The sequence below is a fragment of the Melioribacteraceae bacterium 4301-Me genome (genome assembly GCA_041538185.1).
Taxonomy (GTDB): Bacteria; Bacteroidota; Ignavibacteria; order Ignavibacteriales; family Melioribacteraceae; genus Pyranulibacter; species Pyranulibacter aquaticus.
The window spans coordinates 1-20861 of record JBGORM010000004.1; the positions used below are offsets into that span (position 1 = coordinate 1).

Genomic DNA, 20861 nt, shown 5'->3' on the forward strand with positions numbered 1-20861 from the left:
CAATAAAAAAATCTATAGAATATAAAAGAACATCGTAGATGTTCAATTATTGTAGTAGTAGAATGATAAAATCCATAAGGATTTGTACAAGATTTTAAGGGTATTTTTTTCACAATAATAAGACCTCTACAAGGTTAATAATAATAAAATTTGCAGAATGGTAAAAGAACATCGTAGATGTTCAATTATTGTAGAATGGTAATATCACCCAAAATTTACGAATCCTCGTAGAATAAATGATGTCATTTTATTATTAATGATTTAGGCGAGATTCAAAATAAATCCTCTACAAGGTCCATTAATACCTTGCAGAGGTTTCAGTTATTGCGGAATTTTCTGTATAGTTGCTATTGAATTGTCTTCTCTTTTTTAATGTGTTTTTCTATTTTTAAGTGTTAACAAATAATTTAACAAGAGTTAGACATGAATACAAAACTACTTTCTTTTCTATTATTACTTTTTTTTAGCAATAGTTTATTCTCACAAAAAGAACTGTCATTTGATTTTGACTATGCTAAATTTAATTACAATAGGGATACAGTTTATATGGAGTTTTACTACAGCTTAAATCCACGAGATATGGTTTTGAAAAAAGCGCAATCAGGTTATTTGTTCGATGCTATTGTACACATTGAAATTAAGAATTTAGGTACAAATGAATATTTATTAAATAAGGACTGGTCAATTAAATCAGTTGTGGAAGATACAACTACTAATTATTTGTCAAAAAATTTAATGGGTTTATTCGGGATATTAATTCCAAGGGGTAAGTATTCAGTAGTAGTTTCTGCTAAAGACAAGGAGAACGAGTCATTAAATAAAATTATAAATGAAGTTGTGGTTGTAGAACCATATAGTAGTGAAAAATATTCAATAAGTGATATTGAATTAGCAAGCAACATCAAAACAGATGGTGCTGATCCAAATTCGCTTTTTTATAAAAATACTTATGAAGTTATACCCAACCCAACTATGGTATTTACGAACCACTCACCTGTAATGTTTTATTATGATGAGCTGTACAATTTAAAGTTAACTAAGCCAGAGCAAAAGTTTAGATTGGATAAATTCTTAGTTAATAGTTTGGGCAAAACGATATATCAATCATTTAAATATGTTAATCAAAGTGATAAGTCAGTAGTTGATGTAGGTGTAATTAACCTTTCAAAATATCCTACTGATTCATATACATTATTATTAAGTTTAGTTGACACAGTTACAAATCAAGCCTTTGTTTCATCGAAAAGATTTTATTTATACAATCCTAATGTTGTTGATACAACACAAAGAATGTATGCTGGTGAATCCTACATATCAAGTGAATTTGCTGTTATGACTGCCCAAGAATGTGATAAGATGTTTGATGAGGCCAAATATATAGCTACAAAAAAAGAAATTGAACAGTACTCTAAAATCGATTCTCTTAACGGTAAAAGAGAGTTTTTATTTAAATTTTGGAAAGTTAGAGATACAAATCCAGAAACCCCTCAAAATGAATTTAAAGAAGAATATATGAGAAGAGTTGAATATGCAAATAAACATTTTGGTTACGCAAATAGAGAGGGTTATAAATCTGATAGAGGCAGAGTATATTTGTTATATGGAGAGCCTGACCAAAAAGATTTCTTCCCCAATGAACCTAATGTGAAACCTTATGAGACTTGGTATTATAACTCAATTGAAGGTGGTGTAATTTTCAATTTTGGTGATTTAACGGGATTTAATAATTATCAACTATTAAACTCTACAAAGAAAGGGGAAATCCAGGACCCAAACTGGATGCAACAATTAACCGTACATTAAATATTAAATGCATATTAGAGATAAAATTGAATTTTTTCTTTTCTTATCATTATCAAAATTTTTTTCAATTCTTAAGTTAAAAAGAACGAGAAAATTTGCTAAACTTTTTGCACTTTTTGTCTATTACTGTGTACCTATAAGAAAAAAGATAGTTTTTTCTAATCTTCAAAAAGCCTTTCCTTCCCTTTCAGCAAAAGAGATTAGCATGATTGCAAAAAAAAATTATTTTAACATAATATTAACTTTTTTTGAGTTGATGTACTTCCCGTACATGAAAAAAGAAGAGTTGCTCACCTTAGCAGAATGTGATGAACTTAAATTGGTAATAGAAAAATACAATGAAAGGAAAGGATTGATTTTAATTACTGGTCACTATGGCAGCTGGGAAATTGGGGCAGCTTGGGTCGGTGCAAAAACGAATATTCCAATGTACGTAATGGCAAAGCCTCAGAGAAATAGATATGTTACAGAATGGATAAATAAAGCTAGAGAAAAATTTGGGAATAAAGTAGTTCCTTTAGGGGTTTCGGTAAGAGAAATTTACTCTGTAATTAAAAACGGTGGTTTAATTGGCGTGGTGGGTGACCAAAGAGGACCGAAAGAAGGATTAAGAGTTAATTTCTTAGGCAATGAAACTGCGGTTTACTCCGGTACTGCTCAAATAGCAATTAAAACAAATTGTCCTATTTTAGTAGGTTTAATAGAACGAAAGGCAGATTTGAATTACAAAATCTTTTTATACGAGATAAATCCATTATCTTTGCAAGGTGAAAGAACTGACGATAAAGTTAAAATGCTAAATCAAAAGTATTTTAATTTGCTTGAAAAACATGTTAAGGAACACCCTGAGCAATGGTTCTGGATGCACAAAATTTGGAAATATTAAAATGATTAAAAGAATTTTGGTAATTCAGACTGCCTTTTTGGGTGATGCTATTTTAACTTTACCATTAATCCAAAAAATTGCAGAAAAATATCCAAATTCTAATATTGATGTTGTTGCTATCCCATCTACTGAAATTATTTTCAGAAGTAGTCCTTTTGTTAAATCTGTTATTGTGCTGGATAAAAAGGGAGAACATAAATCAATTTTTGGCATCATTAATTTTGCACACAAACTAAAAGCAGAGAAATACGAAATTGTCTACTCACCGCATAGGTCGTTTAGAACCTCTCTTATAGTATTTTTTTCCGGTATTAGAAATTCAGTTGGATTTGATACTGCATCTTTAAGCTTCGTTTATAAAAACAGAGTAAAGTATGATTACAATAGTCACGAAGTAAAAAGAAATTTGAATCTTCTTAATAATGAAAGTGATGATTGGAAAATTTTACCAATAGTTAACATAAGACAAGACGTTAAAGTAAAAATAAAAGAAATTATTTTATCAAAGACTAACAAACAAATTGCATGTGTGGCACCAGGTTCTGTCTGGAAAACAAAAATTTATCCCGAAAAATATTTTTATGAAATAATTAGTTTTTTAACCAACAAAAATTTTTTTGTTTTCCTGATAGGAAGTAATGAAGATGAGGTGCTGTGCAAAAATTTGGAAAGAAAATTTGACGAAAATGTTTTTTCTGTAGCCGGTTTACTTAATGTTGTAGAAACAATAGAACTTTTAAGAAATTCAAGAATATTGATTTGCAACGACAGCGCCCCAACTCATATGGGAGTTGCAGCGGATATTTCTGTACTTACATTATATTGCTCTACAATTAAAGAATTTGGTTTTTATCCATACAATCAAAAAGGTCAATGGCTTAGTTATGATAATTTGCAATGTAAACCTTGCGGCATACATGGAAGGGAAAAATGCCCGATCGAGACTTTTGATTGTGGTTATAATTTAAAACCTTCAGCCGTAATCGATAAAATTAGCATTATGCTCAATGTGTAATTTATTTTGTTAAATAGCTATATTTGTATTAAAACATATTTACTAAGTATGAGTATATTGAACCTAAGAGAAATTAAAAAGGCTGCTGTATATGTAACGCCTAATTTTTCTTCACTTACCACTAAAAGATATAAAGTGAGTTTATTGAGGCTGTTTGCTTATTTGGTCGTATATAGTTTATTAGTTATGTTCATTTTTTTTATGATACTGTTTTTGACCCCACTTAAAAATACCTTATATATGTTTGACAGCAGCCAATTGAAGACCGAAAAAGCTCGAATTGAAGAATTAGAAAAACAGATAACATTTCTTACGCGTCAATTAGAGTCAATGGCATCTGAAAATCAAAAGTTAAAATATGCAATTATGTTAGGGAAAGCCGATACGTTAGACTCTACTTCAGCAATTTATGATTCATTGCGAAGTTATCATAATCAAAAATTAAAAATAGGGGGTAATCTATACGAAGCTTTCATCACATTAATGAATAAAATTTTTCACAGCACAAACTTAGATAGTCAAGAAGTTTTTTTGAACCCAGCTACGGGAATAATTATTCAATATTTTGATCCTGATAAAGGTCATTTTGGAATTGATTATGGTTTGAAAATTGGAACGCCTATATATGCATCGATAGGCGGTTTGATTATTTTTGCTGATTATTTGACAACTGATGGTTATGTTATAATGATTCAACATAAAAACGGCTACATTACAATTTACAAACATTGTTCATTATTGCTAAAAAGAACACGAGAATTTGTTAATCAAGGGGAATTAATAGCTTTGAGTGGTAATTCTGGTAGCAATACTACTGGTCCCCATTTACATTTTGAAATTTGGAAAGACGGTAAACCAATTGACCCACTTTCAGTTATAACAAAGTAAGGAGAGCTTTAAATGGCACAAAAACATGAAATTAACTCACCTGAAGATGTTAGTATTTTAAGTCACGGAGTAAAAATTGAAGGTAATTTATCAAGCGAGGGAAATGTAAGGATTGATGGCGTTATCCTAGGTAATGTAACTGTAAACGGGAATTTAACAATTGGAGAAACATCCGAAATAAAAGGAGAAATTAAAGCAAAAAATATAACCAACAGTGGTAAACTTGAAGGTACGGTAAGTGCTTTAAATAAACTTAAGTTGGAATCTAAATCTGTTCTTAAAGGCGATATCATTTGTCGCACTCTTGTAATAGAAGAAGGTGCTTTCTTTTTCGGTAATAGTAAGATGAATCGTGATGAAAAAGCAGATGATGAAAAATAAATGTATGATGAGGAGAAACCGATTAAAAAATTTTCCGATGTTTATAAGCAATTGGGGCCTTATTTAGGCTTAGGGACTCAATTAGCCGCTACTATAATTTTAATGTTCTTTCTCGGCAGATGGCTTGATGAAAAGTTTAATACATCACCAATACTGATGATTGTATTTTCTTTTTTAGGTGGATTTGCAGGCATTTATAATTTTGTTAAAACCGTTCTAAAATTAAACGAAAAAAATAAGCTTGAGAAATGAAATTCTAAGTATTCTGCTTTTGAGCGGGATGTTATTAGTAGTAATTTTGTCACTCTTTGCTTTCAAATTAATTAATTCTATTCAATTATTTTCAATTCTACTGGCTTTATTTTACTGCATTATTAACTTTGTTATTGCATTCATTTTACTTAAGTATTTTTTCAAAAGCAATAACAAGTCCTTTTTAATAAGCAGCTTGACAGGTATGTTTTTTAGAATATTCTTAATGATTGTCTTAGTAGTTTTGTCAATAAAATTCTTGAAAATTGACGAATATGCCTTTATATTTGGGTTCTTTTTATTTTATATAATTTTTTTAGTCTTAGAAGTTGTTATTATACAAAGGCAAAGAAGAGCATTATAAGTATAATAAAATAAATGTATTACGAAGCAATAAATAAAACAGCTGAAGCTGTACAAAATACTGCGGAAAGTAGCCGTGGTGCTGGCTGGATAATGCATCATATTCTTGATGCAAGGGATCTGGATCTGTCGCCATTTGGAGTTGTTCATTTGCCTCAAATTAACTTACTTGGGCTTGATATCTCGATAACGAAGCATGTTGTTTTCATGTGGCTTGCAACAATTATTTTAATTATTGTTTTTATCATTACAGCTAAGTCATATAAGAAATCTTTAGTGCCTAAGGGGTTAACCAATTTATTAGAAGTTGTTGTTGTATTTGTGCGAGACGAAATAGCCAAACCAACTATTGGATCCGGGTATCAGAAATTTCTTCCTTATTTATTAAGCATCTTCTTTTTTATACTCACTTGTAATTTACTTGGGTTAATTCCATACGGTTCTACAGCCACAAGCAACATTGCAGTAACGGCCACGTTAGCAACAATTTCATTTCTATTTATTCAAATAGGTGGGATGATGAAAAATGGTGTGATTGGATATTTTAAAGGTCTTATCCCGCATGGTATACCATTTTGGCTTATACCAATAATGGCAGTGGTAGAGTTACTTGGATTGTTTACAAAGCCGTTTGCTTTGGCAGTACGTCTTTTTGCAAACATGACGGCTGGCCACACGGTTATTATGGCATTGATAGGTTTAATTTTTATTTTGCATACATACTTTGTTGCACCGGTATCGGTGTCTTTTGCTTTATTTATTAGTCTGCTTGAAATTTTAGTTGCGTTAATTCAAGCATATATTTTTACAATGCTGTCTTCCTTGTTTATAGGAATGGCAGTTCACCAAGAACATTAACTAACAAAATAACTATAGGAGGAATTAGATGGAATTTGCATATTTAGCAGCTGGCTTTGGAGCCGGATTAACAATTATTGGTGGTGCATATGGAATTGGCAAACTTGCAAGTTCTGCTATGGAAGCAAGTGGCCGCCAGCCAGAAGCAGCAGGTGATATTAGAACTTCGATGATTATCGCAGCAGCTTTAATCGAAGGTATTTCACTGTTTGCTCTTGTTATATGTATCCTTTTAGCTCTTAAATAATAATTTTTTTAAGGTAGCTTAAAAATGTACTTTATGAGTATTCTTACAGCGGTATATTTTTTTAGCGGGGGTGAGTCGATGGGCAGTCCCTTGGATATTAATCCTGGAGTAATATTTTGGACTACGGTAACATTTATTTTATTGTTTTTTGTCCTCAAAAAATTTGCTTGGAAACCTATCTTAAACTCACTTGAAGTAAGAGAAAAGTTCATTAAAGATTCTTTAGAAGCAGCTGAGAAAGCAAAGCAAGAAGCAGAAAAGCTTATAAAAGAAAATAAAGTAAATTTATCGAAGGCTGAACAAGAAGCACAAAAAATAATTGAGGAAAGTCGCGCTAATGCCGAGAAACTTCGTAATCAAATACTTGAGGAAAGCAAGCAGCATGCTAAGAAATTAGTGGCCGATGCACAAGCAGAAATTGAAAGGAAAAATCAAGAGGCTTTCGTAAGCTTAAAAAATCAAGTTGCTGAAATTGCTATAAATGCTGCAGAAAAAATTATCCGCGAAAATCTTGATAAGGAAAAGCAACTTAAAATTGTTCAAAAATATTTAGAGGAATTACCTAAAAATTAGTTATGGGCTCATTTAGAATTGCCGATAGGTATGCAAAATCGTTGATGAAACTTGCCGACGAAAAAAAATCGCTGGCTGTTATTTCTGACGACGCTGATTTGATTTATAATACATTAAAGAGTTCAAGGGATTTAAGAGTTGCACTAAAAAGCCCGGTTGTCAATCAAATAACAAAAGCTAATATCCTGTCTGAAATTTTTAAAGACAAAGTAAGTACCGATTCATTAAATTTTATGAGATTTATAGTAGATAAAAATAGGGAGGAATTTTTATTTGATATTTTTGCCAGGTTTACTGAATTAAGAGATGCAAGGATGGGTATTCTTAGGGCAAAAGTAACTTCTGCTGTAGAATTGTCAGAATCAATTAAAATGGAAATTAAAACAAGAATTGAAAATTTTACGAAAAAGGCAGTTAATTTAGATTTTGATGTGGATAAAAATTTAATCGGTGGTTTTTGGATTAAAATTAACGATACAATTTATGATGCTTCTATTATTCATAGATTAAGTTTGTTAAGAAAAGCTTTCCTTGAACAAATAATTGTGACAAATAATTAATCAAGAAAAAATTTAGGAACTAAAATGGCTGAAGTTAGACCAGACGAAATATCAGCAATATTAAGAAAACAATTGGCTGGTTTTGACAACGAAGTAGATATTTATGATGTCGGTACAGTTCTTCAAGTTGGAGATGGCATAGCAAGAGTTTATGGATTGTCGAAAGTAATGGCAAGTGAATTAGTGGAGTTTCCTAATAACGTTATGGGTATGGTCTTAAACCTTGAAGAAGATAGTGTTGGCTGCGTGCTTTTTGGAGAGAGTTCACTAATTAAAGAAGGAGATATAGTTAAAAGGACTAATAGAGTAGCCTCTTTTCCTGTAGGTGAGAAACTACTTGGGAGAGTTGTCAATCCTTTGGGTGAACCGGTAGACGGTAAAGGCCCAATTCTACACGAAAAATATATGCCCATTGAAAGAAAGGCTTTGGGTGTTATTTCACGTCAACCAGTAAAAGAACCATTGCAAACAGGAATTACTGCGATTGATGCTATGATACCAATCGGAAGAGGGCAAAGAGAATTAATAATTGGAGACCGCCAGACAGGAAAAACTGCAATCGCAGTTGATACAATTATAAATCAAAAATATACCCATAGTGAAGAAGCTAAAAAATATGGTATAAAGCCTGTTTATTGTATTTACGTTGCAATTGGTCAAAAGAATTCGACAGTAGCACAAGTAGTAGCAAAATTGGAAGAAAACGGAGCAATGGAATATACAACTGTTATTAGTGCACCGGCTTCTGTACCAGCACCTCTTCAATACATAGCGCCTTATGCTGGAGCAACTTTGGGAGAATACTTTAGAGATTCTGGCCGCCATGCATTAGTAATTTATGACGACCTTTCCAAACAAGCTGCTGCTTACAGAGAACTTTCGCTTTTATTGAGAAGGCCACCAGGTAGAGAAGCATATCCCGGTGATGTCTTTTATTTACATTCAAGATTACTTGAAAGAGCTTCCAAACTTAATGATGAATTAGGCGGTGGTAGTTTAACAGCATTGCCTATCATTGAAACACAGCAAGGTGATGTTTCAGCTTATATACCCACAAATGTAATCTCGATAACAGATGGGCAGATTTATCTGGAGCCGGGTTTGTTTAATGCCGGTGTTAGACCTGCTATTAACGTAGGGATTTCTGTTTCCCGTGTGGGTGGTAATGCCCAAATAAAAGCAATGAAAAAAGTCGCCGGCTCATTAAAATTAGATTTAGCTCAATACAGAGAATTAGAAGCATTTGCTAAGTTCGGTTCCGACCTTGACAAGGCAACTCAAAGAACCTTAGCCAAGGGTGCTAGACTGGTTGAATTGTTAAAGCAAGGTCAATATTCGCCAGTTCCGGTAGAAAAACAAGTTGTTAGCGTTTTTATTGGGACGAACAATTACCTTGAAACAATTGATGTAAAAGACGTAAAAAAATTTGAAAAAGAATTCTTAGAATACGTTGATTTGAAATATCCCGAAATCTTTGAGGATATTAGAACAACAAAAGCATTAAATGATAATACTATTGAAAAAATTAAAAAGGCAGTTGAAGAGTTTTTAGAAAGATTTAAAGGAACAAGTTAATTTTTATCCAAAGCTAATATGGCTACTTTAAGAGATATAAAAAGAAGAATAACAGGCGTGAGCAATATTCAACAAATTACTCGCGCGATGAAAATGATAGCTGCTGTTCAATTGCGCAAGGCTCAAGAAAATATTATTAATGCGCGTCCATATGCAAGAAAAATTAATGAGGTAATCAATCATCTTTTATCCGTCGAGAAAAATGTTAGTAATGAGTTACTTCAACAGAGAAAGTACGAAAGAGTTGCAATTGTAGTTATAACATCCGATAGAGGCATGTGCGGTGCTTTTAATATGAATGTTATTCGTACTGTTGAAGAATTAGTTTCAAAAGAATACAAAGAATTTTACAACAATAAAAATCTAGAACTTTACTGCGTGGGTAAAAAAGGCTTCGACTATTTTTCCAAAAGAAACTATCTAATTAGTGAATCTTATTTGGGGTTGTTTTCTCATCTAAATTTTGAATCAGCTGTGAAAATTGTTCATGATCTTAAATTAAAATATCTCAATCACCAATTTGATAATGTTATTCTAGTGTTCAATGAATTTAAGTCGGTAATACAACAAAACATTCTAATAGAACAATTGCTGCCTATAAAACCCGGTCATTCAATTAATAACCAAAAATTTGTCGATTATATTTATGAGCCTAATAAAATTGAGATTATCAATTCTTTACTGCCCAAAAAACTTAACATTCAACTTTGGCGTGCGTTGTTAGAATCTTTTGCTGCAGAATTAGGGGCAAGGATGACTGCAATGGATATGGCAACAGAAAATGCTAAAGAATTAATTAGAACTCTTAGACTCACATACAATAAAGAGCGTCAGGCTTCAATAACTAAAGAGATTATCGAGATTGTTTCGGGTGCAAATGCTATGAAAGAAAGTTAATAGTTTGTTTGAAATTTCAATTAATATCATTATCTTTCTCTCCATCTTATATGTTAGAAGAATTAACTGAAAAATTTGAAAAAGCGTTAAAAAAAATAACGGGACAAGGCAGATTAACCGAGTCCAACATTGCGGATACTTTACGCGAAATAAGACGTGTTCTTTTAGATGCTGATGTAAATTACAAAGTAGCTAAGCAGTTTATTGAAGATGTAAAATCAAAAGCACTTGGCACTGAAGTATTAACTTCTGTTACACCTGGTCAATTAATTACAAAAATAATTTATGATGAATTGACTCTTTTAATGGGCGGCAAAGGCAGTGAATTACTGTTAAACCCGTCTGGCATTACAATTATAATGGTGATTGGACTTCAGGGCTCAGGGAAAACAACTTTTTGCGGTAAACTTGCAAAATACTTAAAAGATAAAAAACGTAAAGTGCTTTTAACTGCAGCTGATATTTACAGACCAGCTGCAATTGAACAACTAAACTTGCTTGGCAAACAAGTTGACGTGCCTGTTTTTTCAATTGAAGGTGAAACTGATGCAGTTAAAATTGCAGCAGATTCGATTGCCCATGCTAAGGAAAATGGTTTGAACACTGTAATTATTGATACTGCAGGAAGACTTCATGTCGATGAAAATATGATGAATGAAGTAGCTGCTATTAAGGAAAAAGTTAAGCCTCACGAGACCTTATTTGTAGTTGATTCTATGACTGGGCAAGATGCTGTAAACTCTGCTAAAGCTTTTAACGAAAAAGTTGAATTTGATGGGATTGTTCTTACTAAACTTGATGGCGATGCTAAAGGTGGCTGCGCCTTGTCTATTAAAGCTGTTGTTCAAAAACCAATTAAGTTTATTAGCGTCGGCGAAAAACTTGATTCACTTGAATTGTTTTACCCTGAAAGACTTGCTTCACGAATATTGGGGAAAGGCGATATAATTTCATTTGTTGAAAAGGCGCAAAAAGAATTTGATGAAAAAGAAGCAGCTGAAATAGAGAGAAAGTTTAAAGCCAATCAATTTGATTTTGATGACTTCTTAAAGCAAATCAAAATGATAAAAAAAATGGGCTCACTTAAATCTATTTTGGCTATGATACCAGGTGCTAATTCAATGTTAAGAAATGCTACTATAGATGATAGTCAAATTATAAAAGTAGAAGCTATTATTCAGTCAATGACAAAAGAAGAAAGGGCAAAACCAAAAATATTAAATGGAAGCAGAAGAAAAAGAATTGCTCGTGGCAGCGGTACTTCAATACAAGATGTTAATAGATTAATAAAGCAATTTTACGAAATGCAAAAAATGGTTAAAATGTTGAGCAGTAATAAATCAATTAAAAATTTATTTGGTAACTTATCAATTAATTGAAATTTTTCTAACATAATATAATAACTAAAAAAAGGAGGTAAATTAAGCTTGGCCGTTAAGTTAAGATTAAGAAGAATGGGGAAGAAGAAGCAGCCCATCTATAAAGTTGTAGCTGCAGATTCGCGTTCCCCGCGAGATGGTAAATTTATAGAGGCAATTGGATTATATAATCCTAGGACAAATCCAGCATTTGTAAACATAAAAGAAGAAAGAGCTCTTTACTGGCTTAGTGTTGGAGCACAACCTACTCAGACTGTTAAAAATTTGCTGAGCTCAGAAGGTATTCTGTTGAAATTGGATCTTCAAAAAAGAGGATTACATGCTGAGAAAATTGAAGCTGAAATTGAAAATTGGAAAAAGATTCGAGAAGCAAAGATGGCTGCTTTATCATCTAAAAAATCTGATAAAAAGAAAGCTAAAGCAGTGGAAACTACTGAATTAAGCCCGAAAGAAGAGAATGTTGAAGCAAATACTACTGCTCAAGAAGAAAATTAGAACAAAAAAGAATATTTTTGCTTGAATTTTAAATTTTGGTTGTGCATAATTACAGTATAATACTCTTTTTATTTCATATTATATAGGTATTTCCATGAAGGAATTTATCGAATTTATTGCAAAGCATCTTGTTGACAATCCGGATGGCGTTTCCATTGAAGAAAATACTCCGGATGAAAAAACTATTGAGCTGACTCTGAAAGTAGGTGCCGATGACGTCGGAAAGGTAATCGGCAAACAGGGTAAAACTGCTCAAGCAATGAGAACTCTTCTTACTGCTATTGCTGCTAAAGATGGTAAAAGAGCGATCTTAAAAATCTTAGACTAATTTGTTTAACTGATTTGTGAATGACTTTTATCTTATAGCAAAGGTAATATCAATTTACAAATCAGATGGTTTTGTGGCAGTAAAACCATACTCTGACTTCAGAGAAAGATATTTTAAGCTCAGTGAAGTTTTTATTGATGTTTTTGGAGCTAAAAGAAAGTTCTTTGTTGAAAAAATAGAGTATCGAGAAAAAAAGTTACTTATTAAGTTCTATAATTTTAATTCGCCTTTTGACGCAGCTTTTTTGAAGGGTAGAAGTATTTTTGTTAAAAAGCAGAACTTAATTGAACTGCCTGTAAATACTTTCTTTGTGCATGATTTAATTGGCAGTAGAGTATTTAGAAATAAATTACTCTTTGGCGAGTTAATTGATGTTTTGCAATTGCCTTCACACTTTGTCTTTGTAATTCGGGATACTCAAAATAGAGAGGCAATGATTCCTTCTTCAAAAGACTATGTGAAAAGTTTTGATGCCAAAAAGAAAAAATTAATTTTGCGAAACGATTGTGACATACTTTATAACGATGTAAAATGATGCGAATTGATATTATTTCTGCCGTGCCGGATTCTCTTTTCAGTCCTTTAAATACAAGTATCTTGAAAAGAGCACAAGATAAAAAAAAAGTTGAAATAATAGTTCATAATCTAAGAGACTATACGCACGATAAACATAAACAAATTGACGATAAGCCTTTTGGCGGTGGACCAGGCATGCTGCTGAAGCCAGAACCGTTCTTTGAATGTATTGAAAAATTAATTTCAGAAAGACGATATGACCACATAATTTTCACTTCACCTAAAGGTGTATTGTATAATCAGAAAATGGCAAATAAGCTTTCCCTTGCTGATAATTTGCTGATGGTTTGTGGTCACTACAAAGGTATTGATGATAGAGTTAGAGAAAAATTTTGTACCGATGAAATTTCAATTGGTAATTATGTGCTTAGCGGTGGCGAATTAGCCTCGCTTGTTATAATAGATTCAATTGTTAGATTGATACCCGGCGTCTTGAACGACAGCGAATCAGCATTAAATGATTCTTTAATGGATGGCGATTTTGTTGAACCGCCATATTATACTCGTCCAGCTGAAATTGCTGGTATGAAAGTTCCAGAAGTCTTACTTTCTGGTAATGAAAAAAAAATAAAGGAATGGAAAGAACAGCAATCAAAATTACTGACTGAAAAGTGGAAAAAAATTAATAACTTGGAGTAAAAAATGAATAAAGTAGATGAAATACTAAACAGCCAAATTAGAAATGACCTGCCGAACTTTAAACCAGGTGATCATATTAGAGTTCAAGTTCGAGTAATTGAAGGTGATAAAGAGAGATTACAGGCATTTGAAGGTGATGTAATTAGCGTAAGAGGAAGCGGTCTTAATAAAACTTTTACTGTTAGAAAAATTTCTAGCGGCGTAGGAGTTGAAAGAATTTTTAATTATAACTCTCCTAAAATTGCTAATATTGAAATACTCAAAGAAGGTAAAGTCCGCAGAGCTAAACTTTATTATTTGAGAAACTTGTCTGGCAAAGCAGCTAGAATTAAAGATAAGAATACTAAATAAAATTTGTCATTTTGGGTCTCTAAAAAGCAATATATTTAATCTTGTTTTTTAAGGAAGTGAGAAAACAGAATATCATTTGTAAGGCAAATTAAATAGACAAGAATCTAAAATTTTTTTAAAAATCTGTTTTATTGGTCTACTTTTTAGGCTGCTCCCTTATTTTATTAATGAATAGATTATTATGGATATATTATTACCACAAAATATTTTTGCAGCTATTTTTGCGTTGTCTTTGCCTGCAGACAATATAAAAAATATTATTGTTAAAGAATCCTCTTTAATTGCAAGGGATTTAGAATTACATGAAGATTACATTGGACTGATGCCATCTTGTGATTTAATAGACCATCGAGACTTATATGTCTCTAGCAAAATTGGTATTTCCTTCGATGGTGAGTTGTCTAACGCTTATTTTTATTTTCTGCCGGAACAAAAGAACTTTGACAAAGTTTTTTTACGGGGCGATATATCAAAAAATGAGGTTATACTTCCAAAAATTTTGTTTAATGAAAGATTTTCTGCTGATGTGGAATTTGTAATCGACAAGGAAGAACTAAAATTGAATGAAAGAAACTACATAATTGTAGGCAACGAAAACCTCTCTCAAAATTTTTTGAAATCAAGAATTAGTTTAGCTGATGAAATAGCAGAATTGTTGAACGCACCTTATACAAATTATCTTTTGACCTCAAAGAACAAGGATCTATTGACTGATTTTACTATTAAGTTAACCGATTTAGATAAAATTGTTGAGGATAATATCAATAAGATACTTAATAAAATTGATTTGGAAATTAATATGGCGGACTATATCCGTGAAAATCTTGGTTCTATATATTTTGAAATCACAGAAACTGAGATAGACTCAATCAATGAGCTAATTAAGTTACTCTTTTATCATGGTTTTGTTGATGATATCTTTGATATAAAATTTGTTTAATGGGTCGCTACCTGTATTTGCTTTACAATTTTTTTGGAAATTTTTTATTTACTCCAATCAAGTCTACTGGCATCCACTATAATTTGATTTAGTTTTGCAGAGTAGCAGACCCATTAATTTAATTTAAGCTAATGAAACATGAGAATAAGAGATTACGTTTGGATTATTGCGAATAGACTCTAACATTTCAGAAGTTGCTGGAGCTCTCAGTTTCATTGTGCAGCATGCAACTAAGCCGCCGTCAAAAATTATATTCTCTACTTCTTCAATGTTTATGTTTCCTTTTCTTAACACATCCATAATTGCAGCTAAGACACCTGGTTTATCATAATGTTTAACCACAAGCTGGTAATGCGAATCTGTTACTTTAGCACGATTTACCCAATGAGCAATTACACCGCTTTTTATGTAGTTTAAAATTATGTTCACTGTTTCTTCTGCAACAGCATTTTGAGCTTGCTCAGTTGATGCGCCGATATGATGAGTAACATAAACATTTTCTAATTCTATTAATTTTGAAGAAACTGTACCCGATTTAGATTCTGGCTCATCAGCAAAAACATCTAAGCCTACTTTTAGATTTTTTTCTTTAACTGCTTTTATTAATGCTTCTTCATCAACTACATCGGCTCTTGAAGTGTTGATAAATATTGCACCGTTTTTCATTAATGAAAACATTTTCTCATTAAATAAATTTTTAGTTTGAGGTGTTAAAGGCAGATGTAAAGTTACAATATCTGCAATAGGTAAAATTTGGTCAAACTCAGAGAAATCTTTCACGCCATAACCCTCAATTCGGGAAATATCTTTGGCATAAATATTCATACCGAATGCCTGCGCCCTTTTTGCAACTTCTTTACCGATATTACCATAACCTACAATTGCCAATGTTTTGCCAAATAATCCTTCTGCCTTTGAGTATTCAGCTTTATTCCATATACCTTTTTTAAAGTCCATCACGTTATGAGGGATTCTTCTGTCAAGTGCTATCATTAATCCTATGGTTAGTTCTGCTACTGCAATTGAGTTTTTGCCAGGGCAGTTTGATACATAAACGCCTTTTTTGTTTGCAGCTGCAATATCAATATTATTAACGCCAGCGCCGGCTCTTACAATAAGGTTCAAATTATTTGCTTTCTCAATGGTTTCTGCATTTACTACAGTTGATCTCACTATTAGGCAGTCGATATCTTTAATTGCATTGGGCAAATCTGCCTCGCCTAATTTAGGGTCATAAATTACTTCTAAACCTGCATCTTCTAATTTTTTTACGTAGTGTTCAGGAAATTTGTCGGCTATTAATATTTTCATTTTCATAACAACTCCTTTTTTATTTAATCATGGGTATTCGGATACCAAATCTGTGTGCATTTTCAATGGCTCTCTGATAGCCAGCATCAGCATGACGAACAATTCCGAGTGCTGGATCGTAAGTTAACACACGTTCTAATCTTTTTTCAGTTTCAGGTGTTCCATCAGCAACTATAACCATACCCGCATGGATTGATTTTCCAATACCAACACCACCGCCGTGATGTACTGACACCCATGTTGCGCCTCCAATAGTATTTAGTAAGGCATTTAATATTGGCCAATCGGCAATTGCATCGCTACCATCTTTCATTGCTTCAGTCTCTCTATTTGGAGAAGCTACCGATCCGCAATCTAAATGATCTCGACCAATTACTATTGGAGCTTTTATTTTTCCTTGAGCAACTAATTGATTAAAGATTTTTCCCATTACAGCTCGTGCACCATAACCTAACCAGCATATTCTTGCAGGTAGCCCTTGGAAGTGAACTTTTTTTTGTGCCATTTCAATCCAATTTACAAGTGCTTTGTCTTCTGGAAAAGTTTCTATAACTGCTCTGTCGGTTTCATAAATATCATTTGGGTCGCCCGATAATGCTGCCCAACGGAACGGTCCTTTTCCATCGCAAAAAAGTGGACGAATATATTCTGGAACAAATCCAGGTATATCGAAAGCATTCAACACTCCATTTTCCTTGGCTTCCCCTCTAATATTGTTACCATAATCAAAAGTAACAGCGCCTCTTTTTTGAAATTCTAACATTGCTTTAACATGTTCCACAATAGTTTTGCAAGCCAAGCGAATATATTTTTCGGGATTAGATTTTCTAAGTTCTAAAGCAGCTTCTAATGGCATTCCCATAGGTACATAGCCGTTCAGAACGTCGTGTGCTGAGGTTTGATCAGTTAGTACATCAGGAATAATATTTCGCTTTAAGATTTCCGGCAAAACTTCACCAGCGTTACCGACAAGTCCTACAGAAACAGCTTTTTGATTTTCTTTTGCCTCGAGTACGATTTTTAATGCTTCGTCTAAGTTTTCTGTCATTATATCTAAGTAGCCGGTATCAAGTCTTTTTTTTATTCGTTTTGGGTCTATTTCTATGCCGAGGAAAGCGGCACCATTCATTGTAGCTGCAAGTGGTTGAGCTCCACCCATTCCACCCAATCCAGATGTAAGCAAGAATTTTCCTTTAAGACTTCCTCCAAAATGTTGGCGTGCACATTCGGCAAATGTTTCGTAAGTACCTTGCAATATTCCTTGCGTTCCAATATAAATCCAACTTCCAGCGGTCATTTGCCCGTACATAGTTAATCCTAAGGCATCGAGCCTTCTGAACTCATCCCAAGTAGCCCAGTCTGGTACAAGCATCGCATTAGAAATTATAACTCTGGGTGCATCTATGTGAGTTTTAAAAACTGCTACTGGCTTGCCAGATTGAACAACTAAAGTTTCGTCATTTTCAAGTTTTTGCAGGGAATTAATAATAGCCTCATAAGCTTCCCAGTTCCTGGCTGCTTTGCCGCCACCGCCATAAACAATTAGTTCTTCTGGTTTTTCTGCTACTTCAGGGTCAAGGTTATTCATTAACATTCTCATAGCAGCCTCTTGTTGCCAGCCTTTGCATGTTAACGTGACTCCATGTGGTGCTCTAATTTCTTTAACTTTCATTTCCATTTTAATCTCTAAAATAGTTTTGTATTAAATTGTTGTATTGAGTGTACATCGATTTGTAAAGCCATTTTTTTAAGAACCAACTTTTATCTATCTGTTTTTTAAGAAACTTAACATTTTCTTGTAATTGAAGTACAAGTCTAGTTTTTTCGTCTTTGGTTAGTTTTATTGGTTCGTCAGTTTTTTTGTTTAGTTTGGCTAATATTGAATTAAATGAATTTACTTCAGCGAAGTATTTGCTATCATTCGATAGCTGTTTAATTATTTGGTTACAAAATGTGGATAATATTTTTTTGTCGTTTTTGTCGAATTCATAAGTGTAATTCTTAAATAAATTCTTTGCCATAGGTTTAATATGTTTTTAGTGATAATAATTTATCTCTCATTTTTTGGTAGCCAGGTTTAATTACATTATAAATATAATGAAGCCTTTCTTTATATGGTATGAAAGAAGATTTCATTGCATTTATATTAAGTTTTTCTACATCGTCAAGATTCAATCCGAACAGTTCTGTTGCTGTCAAATATTCTTTTGTTAAAGTAGTATTGCTCATTAATCTATCATCAGTGTTCAAAAAGACTCTAAATTTTTCTTTATAAAAATGAATAAAAGGATGGTTTTCAATTTTGTCAACGGCACCGGTATGAACATTACTAAGCAAGCAAATTTCAAGTGGTAATCTTGTATTTAAAATGTATTGAGCTAAGTCGCCCAAACCAACAACATTCATATCTTTATCAAAAACGATATCTTCTGTAAGACGAGTAGCATGACCGATTCTATGAGCGCCACAGTATTGTATAGCTTGCCAAATTGATTCTTTACCGAAAGCTTCTCCAGCATGAATTGTAATATTGAAATTTTCTCTTTTTATATATTGAAAAGCCTCAATATGTTTTTTAGGCGGAAACCCCCCCTCTTCGCCAGCTAAGTCAAAACCTACAACTCCTTGATTTCTGTAATTAACAGCTAATTCAGCTATTTCAAGGGAACGATTCATATTTCTCATACCGCAAAGAATTATTCCGTATCCTACGCCGAAGTCTCTTTTTCCTTTTTCAAGCCCTTCAATAACGGCTGATAAAATGTCATCATAATAAAGTCCCTTTTGAGTATGAAAGATTGGAGCGAACCGAGTTTCAACGTAACTTACGCCGTCATTTTTCATATCTTCCATCATCTCATAAGCTACTCTTTCCAATGCTTCTTTGGTCTGCATTACAGCAATTGTATGTTCAAATCCTTGTAAATATTCGACCAAATTACCTTTATTAGCTCCTTGATGAAACCAAGCTCCAAGTTCACCAGCGTCTGTAGTAGGTAATTTTTTATATTTTATATCTTTAGCTAAATCGATAACAGTTTGCGGTCTTAGTCCACCATCTAAATGGTCGTGAAGCAGTACTTTAGGTACTTCGCGGATGATTTCTTCTGTCTTCAAAGGTACCTCTTTTTGTAATCAAAAATATTCTTTTTGATTTCTAAAATCAATTTACATCCAAGCAGCGAATACCAACTTGCATGACTGATAAAATCTTTACCAGGATGATTAATTAGAGCATTGAAATCTGTAGGTGAATAGAATGAAATAAATCTTGACTAAGCAACAAATAAATGGTTATTTTTCTTTAACAAAAAACAAGAAATATTTTATAAATAATAGGAGAATCAATGAAACGTATTTTAGTAGCGGTGAGTTTGTTTTCAATGGTATTAGGATTTACCGCATTTGAGTGCTCTTCACCTGATATAACAGGGGCAAAACTTTACATTTCTCAGAAAAATTACGAAAAAGCAAAAGAAGCTTTGTTAAGGGAAATAAGCAAAAACCCTAAAAGCGATGAAGGCTATTATTTATTAGGATATGTTTATGGCGAGGAAGGGGACTTCACAAAAATGTTGAACGCCTTTGATAGCAGTCTTGCAATAAGTAAAAAGCATGAGAAAGATATTCAGGACCAAAAAAGATATTATTGGGCAATAAGTTTTAATAGGGGTGTAGGCTATTTTAACAAGGCGACTAAAACTACTGCACAGGACAGTGTAAAGTTAAATTACAACAAAGCAGCAGAGGCATTTAATAATGCAATAATGTTAGAGCCTGATTCGAGTGCGGCTTATAAAAATTTAGCTTATGTTTATTTGAATTTAGGGGATTATGATTCCGCTATATCTCCATTAGAAAAATTAATAAAACTTGAAAAATCTGCCGATGGTTATTCATTATTAGGTGAAATTTATAATGAGAAAGGCTCTAATTTGATGAACACATTCAGAACCTCCAAGAATGCAGAAGATAGCATAAAAGCAGTTGAATATTATAACAAAGCTATAACTGTACTTGAGGAGGGTAGAAAATTTTTCCCTGAAAACGCTGATATACTTAGAGATGTATCCAATGCTTATGTGGGGGCTAATAGACTTGAAGATGCTATGAAATCATTTAAGGCTGGGGTAGAAAAGGAGCCAGAAAATAAATTTTATAGATACAACTACGGTGTCCTTTTGCTTAATGCAAAAGATTTTGCTGGAGCAGAAAAACAATTTAAGAAAGCTGTTGAGATAGATTCAAATTATACCAATGCTATTTATAACTTAGCAGTTACTTATGCAAGGTGGGGAGCGGATATAAGAGAGCAAGCAGAGGCAAAGGACCAACAGGATGAATCTTATAAAGAGAAATTTAAACAGGCTTTGCCCTGGATGGAAAAATACCTTAAAATAAATCCTAAAGAACCGGCAGTATGGGAATTACTAGGTAAGATTTATGCTAATTTAGGAATGACCGAAAAATCAAAAGAAGCTTTTGATAATGCCGATAAATACAGATAGGATATAATAATTAATTTTTGTAACCCACAGCCCTTT

Annotated in this window: 24 protein-coding genes; 20 read left to right on the plus strand and 4 right to left on the minus strand. The window is 32.8% G+C overall.

Annotated elements, in window-relative coordinates; all coding sequences use genetic code 11:
• Positions 1–423: 423 nt before the first annotated feature.
• The 19 genes from ABRY23_07730 (at position 424) to ABRY23_07820 (ending at position 15006) form a co-directional block, all read left to right on the plus strand.
• A complete protein-coding gene (locus tag ABRY23_07730; protein ID MFA3782935.1) occupies positions 424–1803 on the plus strand; it encodes a GWxTD domain-containing protein in 1380 nt (459 codons plus the stop codon).
• 7 nt (positions 1804–1810) lie between these two features.
• Positions 1811–2689, plus strand: coding sequence for a lysophospholipid acyltransferase family protein (locus tag ABRY23_07735; protein ID MFA3782936.1), 879 nt, complete (start codon positions 1811–1813; stop codon positions 2687–2689).
• A 1-nt stretch (position 2690) separates the two neighbouring features.
• A complete protein-coding gene (locus tag ABRY23_07740; protein MFA3782937.1) occupies positions 2691–3704 on the plus strand; it encodes a glycosyltransferase family 9 protein in 1014 nt (337 codons plus the stop codon).
• A gap of 57 nt (positions 3705–3761) precedes the next feature.
• Positions 3762–4592 (plus strand): peptidoglycan DD-metalloendopeptidase family protein, encoded by an 831-nt coding sequence (locus ABRY23_07745; GenBank protein MFA3782938.1) that lies wholly within the window; start codon positions 3762–3764, stop codon positions 4590–4592.
• A gap of 12 nt (positions 4593–4604) precedes the next feature.
• Positions 4605–4973 (plus strand): polymer-forming cytoskeletal protein, encoded by a 369-nt coding sequence (locus tag ABRY23_07750; protein MFA3782939.1) that lies wholly within the window; start codon positions 4605–4607, stop codon positions 4971–4973.
• Entirely contained in the window at positions 4974–5225 is a 252-nt protein-coding gene (locus ABRY23_07755; protein MFA3782940.1) for an AtpZ/AtpI family protein, read from the plus strand.
• A gap of 378 nt (positions 5226–5603) precedes the next feature.
• Positions 5604–6446, plus strand: coding sequence for a F0F1 ATP synthase subunit A (gene atpB / locus ABRY23_07760; GenBank protein ID MFA3782941.1), 843 nt, complete (start codon positions 5604–5606; stop codon positions 6444–6446).
• Between the two features lie 28 nt (positions 6447–6474).
• A complete protein-coding gene (gene atpE, locus ABRY23_07765; GenBank protein MFA3782942.1) occupies positions 6475–6693 on the plus strand; it encodes an ATP synthase F0 subunit C in 219 nt (72 codons plus the stop codon).
• A 78-nt stretch (positions 6694–6771) separates the two neighbouring features.
• Positions 6772–7266: a F0F1 ATP synthase subunit B gene (gene atpF, locus ABRY23_07770; GenBank protein ID MFA3782943.1), complete on the plus strand. Its 495-nt coding sequence runs from the start codon at positions 6772–6774 to the stop codon at positions 7264–7266.
• Between the two features lie 2 nt (positions 7267–7268).
• A complete protein-coding gene (gene atpH, locus ABRY23_07775; GenBank protein MFA3782944.1) occupies positions 7269–7826 on the plus strand; it encodes an ATP synthase F1 subunit delta in 558 nt (185 codons plus the stop codon).
• Positions 7827–7850: 24 nt separating this feature from the next.
• Positions 7851–9401: a F0F1 ATP synthase subunit alpha gene (gene atpA, locus ABRY23_07780; protein MFA3782945.1), complete on the plus strand. Its 1551-nt coding sequence runs from the start codon at positions 7851–7853 to the stop codon at positions 9399–9401.
• Positions 9402–9419: 18 nt separating this feature from the next.
• Positions 9420–10298, plus strand: coding sequence for an ATP synthase F1 subunit gamma (gene atpG / locus ABRY23_07785; GenBank protein MFA3782946.1), 879 nt, complete (start codon positions 9420–9422; stop codon positions 10296–10298).
• A gap of 50 nt (positions 10299–10348) precedes the next feature.
• On the plus strand, positions 10349–11677 hold the full coding sequence (gene ffh, locus ABRY23_07790; protein ID MFA3782947.1) for a signal recognition particle protein: 1329 nt from the start codon (positions 10349–10351) through the stop codon (positions 11675–11677).
• A 48-nt stretch (positions 11678–11725) separates the two neighbouring features.
• The gene (gene rpsP, locus ABRY23_07795; GenBank protein ID MFA3782948.1) at positions 11726–12172 is read left to right on the plus strand and encodes a 30S ribosomal protein S16; all 447 of its coding nucleotides are present in this window, start codon (positions 11726–11728) and stop codon (positions 12170–12172) included.
• Between the two features lie 94 nt (positions 12173–12266).
• Positions 12267–12500 carry a KH domain-containing protein gene (locus ABRY23_07800; GenBank protein ID MFA3782949.1) on the plus strand — a complete coding sequence of 78 codons (234 nt, stop codon included), beginning with the start codon at positions 12267–12269 and terminating at the stop codon, positions 12498–12500.
• Positions 12501–12516: 16 nt separating this feature from the next.
• Positions 12517–13035 carry a ribosome maturation factor RimM gene (gene rimM / locus ABRY23_07805; protein ID MFA3782950.1) on the plus strand — a complete coding sequence of 173 codons (519 nt, stop codon included), beginning with the start codon at positions 12517–12519 and terminating at the stop codon, positions 13033–13035.
• Positions 13035–13715: a tRNA (guanosine(37)-N1)-methyltransferase TrmD gene (trmD, locus tag ABRY23_07810; protein MFA3782951.1), complete on the plus strand. Its 681-nt coding sequence runs from the start codon at positions 13035–13037 to the stop codon at positions 13713–13715. Before rimM ends, trmD begins: the two co-directional genes overlap by 1 nt.
• Before the next feature lie 3 nt (positions 13716–13718).
• On the plus strand, positions 13719–14066 hold the full coding sequence (rplS, locus tag ABRY23_07815; GenBank protein MFA3782952.1) for a 50S ribosomal protein L19: 348 nt from the start codon (positions 13719–13721) through the stop codon (positions 14064–14066).
• A gap of 181 nt (positions 14067–14247) precedes the next feature.
• The gene (locus ABRY23_07820) at positions 14248–15006 is read left to right on the plus strand and encodes a hypothetical protein (GenBank protein MFA3782953.1); all 759 of its coding nucleotides are present in this window, start codon (positions 14248–14250) and stop codon (positions 15004–15006) included.
• Positions 15007–15129: 123 nt separating this feature from the next.
• On the opposite strand, the gene ABRY23_07825 is transcribed toward ABRY23_07820, so the two are convergent.
• Genes ABRY23_07825 through ABRY23_07840 form a run of 4 tightly spaced genes read right to left on the minus strand, consistent with a single transcriptional unit; the run spans position 15130 to position 19434 of the window.
• Complete coding sequence (locus tag ABRY23_07825; protein MFA3782954.1) at positions 15130–16323, minus strand: NAD(P)-dependent oxidoreductase; 1194 nt, start codon at positions 16321–16323, stop codon at positions 15130–15132.
• 13 nt (positions 16324–16336) lie between these two features.
• Positions 16337–17995 carry a urocanate hydratase gene (gene hutU / locus ABRY23_07830; protein MFA3782955.1) on the minus strand — a complete coding sequence of 553 codons (1659 nt, stop codon included), beginning with the start codon at positions 17993–17995 and terminating at the stop codon, positions 16337–16339.
• 1 nt (position 17996) lies between these two features.
• Positions 17997–18338, minus strand: a complete 342-nt coding sequence (locus tag ABRY23_07835; protein ID MFA3782956.1) for a hypothetical protein — start codon at positions 18336–18338, stop codon at positions 17997–17999.
• Between the two features lie 4 nt (positions 18339–18342).
• Positions 18343–19434 (minus strand): adenosine deaminase, encoded by a 1092-nt coding sequence (locus ABRY23_07840; protein ID MFA3782957.1) that lies wholly within the window; start codon positions 19432–19434, stop codon positions 18343–18345.
• 230 nt (positions 19435–19664) lie between these two features.
• Here ABRY23_07840 and ABRY23_07845 point away from each other — a divergent pair, with 230 nt between their 5' ends.
• Positions 19665–20825 carry a tetratricopeptide repeat protein gene (locus ABRY23_07845; GenBank protein MFA3782958.1) on the plus strand — a complete coding sequence of 387 codons (1161 nt, stop codon included), beginning with the start codon at positions 19665–19667 and terminating at the stop codon, positions 20823–20825.
• Positions 20826–20861 lie beyond the last annotated feature (36 nt).

Bases quoted from the DNA above. Each gene is read 5' to 3' on its own strand.
- atpH (MFA3782944.1), top strand. From the start codon at position 7,269: ATGGGCTCATTTAGAATTGCCGATAGGTATGCAAAATCGTTGATGAAA.
- ABRY23_07735 (MFA3782936.1), top strand. From the start codon at position 1,811: ATGCATATTAGAGATAAAATTGAATTTTTTCTTTTCTTATCATTATCA.
- trmD (MFA3782951.1), top strand. From the start codon at position 13,035: ATGCGAATTGATATTATTTCTGCCGTGCCGGATTCTCTTTTCAGTCCT.
- ABRY23_07845 (MFA3782958.1), top strand. From the start codon at position 19,665: ATGAAACGTATTTTAGTAGCGGTGAGTTTGTTTTCAATGGTATTAGGA.
- ABRY23_07835 (MFA3782956.1), bottom strand. From the start codon at position 18,338: ATGGCAAAGAATTTATTTAAGAATTACACTTATGAATTCGACAAAAAC.
- atpA (MFA3782945.1), top strand. From the start codon at position 7,851: ATGGCTGAAGTTAGACCAGACGAAATATCAGCAATATTAAGAAAACAA.
- ABRY23_07750 (MFA3782939.1), top strand. From the start codon at position 4,605: ATGGCACAAAAACATGAAATTAACTCACCTGAAGATGTTAGTATTTTA.
- hutU (MFA3782955.1), bottom strand. From the start codon at position 17,995: ATGGAAATGAAAGTTAAAGAAATTAGAGCACCACATGGAGTCACGTTA.
- ABRY23_07800 (MFA3782949.1), top strand. From the start codon at position 12,267: ATGAAGGAATTTATCGAATTTATTGCAAAGCATCTTGTTGACAATCCG.
- ABRY23_07820 (MFA3782953.1), top strand. From the start codon at position 14,248: ATGGATATATTATTACCACAAAATATTTTTGCAGCTATTTTTGCGTTG.
- ABRY23_07825 (MFA3782954.1), bottom strand. From the start codon at position 16,323: ATGAAAATGAAAATATTAATAGCCGACAAATTTCCTGAACACTACGTA.
- atpB (MFA3782941.1), top strand. From the start codon at position 5,604: ATGTATTACGAAGCAATAAATAAAACAGCTGAAGCTGTACAAAATACT.
- ABRY23_07755 (MFA3782940.1), top strand. From the start codon at position 4,974: ATGTATGATGAGGAGAAACCGATTAAAAAATTTTCCGATGTTTATAAG.
- ffh (MFA3782947.1), top strand. From the start codon at position 10,349: ATGTTAGAAGAATTAACTGAAAAATTTGAAAAAGCGTTAAAAAAAATA.
- atpG (MFA3782946.1), top strand. From the start codon at position 9,420: ATGGCTACTTTAAGAGATATAAAAAGAAGAATAACAGGCGTGAGCAAT.
- atpF (MFA3782943.1), top strand. From the start codon at position 6,772: ATGGGCAGTCCCTTGGATATTAATCCTGGAGTAATATTTTGGACTACG.
- ABRY23_07740 (MFA3782937.1), top strand. From the start codon at position 2,691: ATGATTAAAAGAATTTTGGTAATTCAGACTGCCTTTTTGGGTGATGCT.
- ABRY23_07730 (MFA3782935.1), top strand. From the start codon at position 424: ATGAATACAAAACTACTTTCTTTTCTATTATTACTTTTTTTTAGCAAT.
- atpE (MFA3782942.1), top strand. From the start codon at position 6,475: ATGGAATTTGCATATTTAGCAGCTGGCTTTGGAGCCGGATTAACAATT.
- rplS (MFA3782952.1), top strand. From the start codon at position 13,719: ATGAATAAAGTAGATGAAATACTAAACAGCCAAATTAGAAATGACCTG.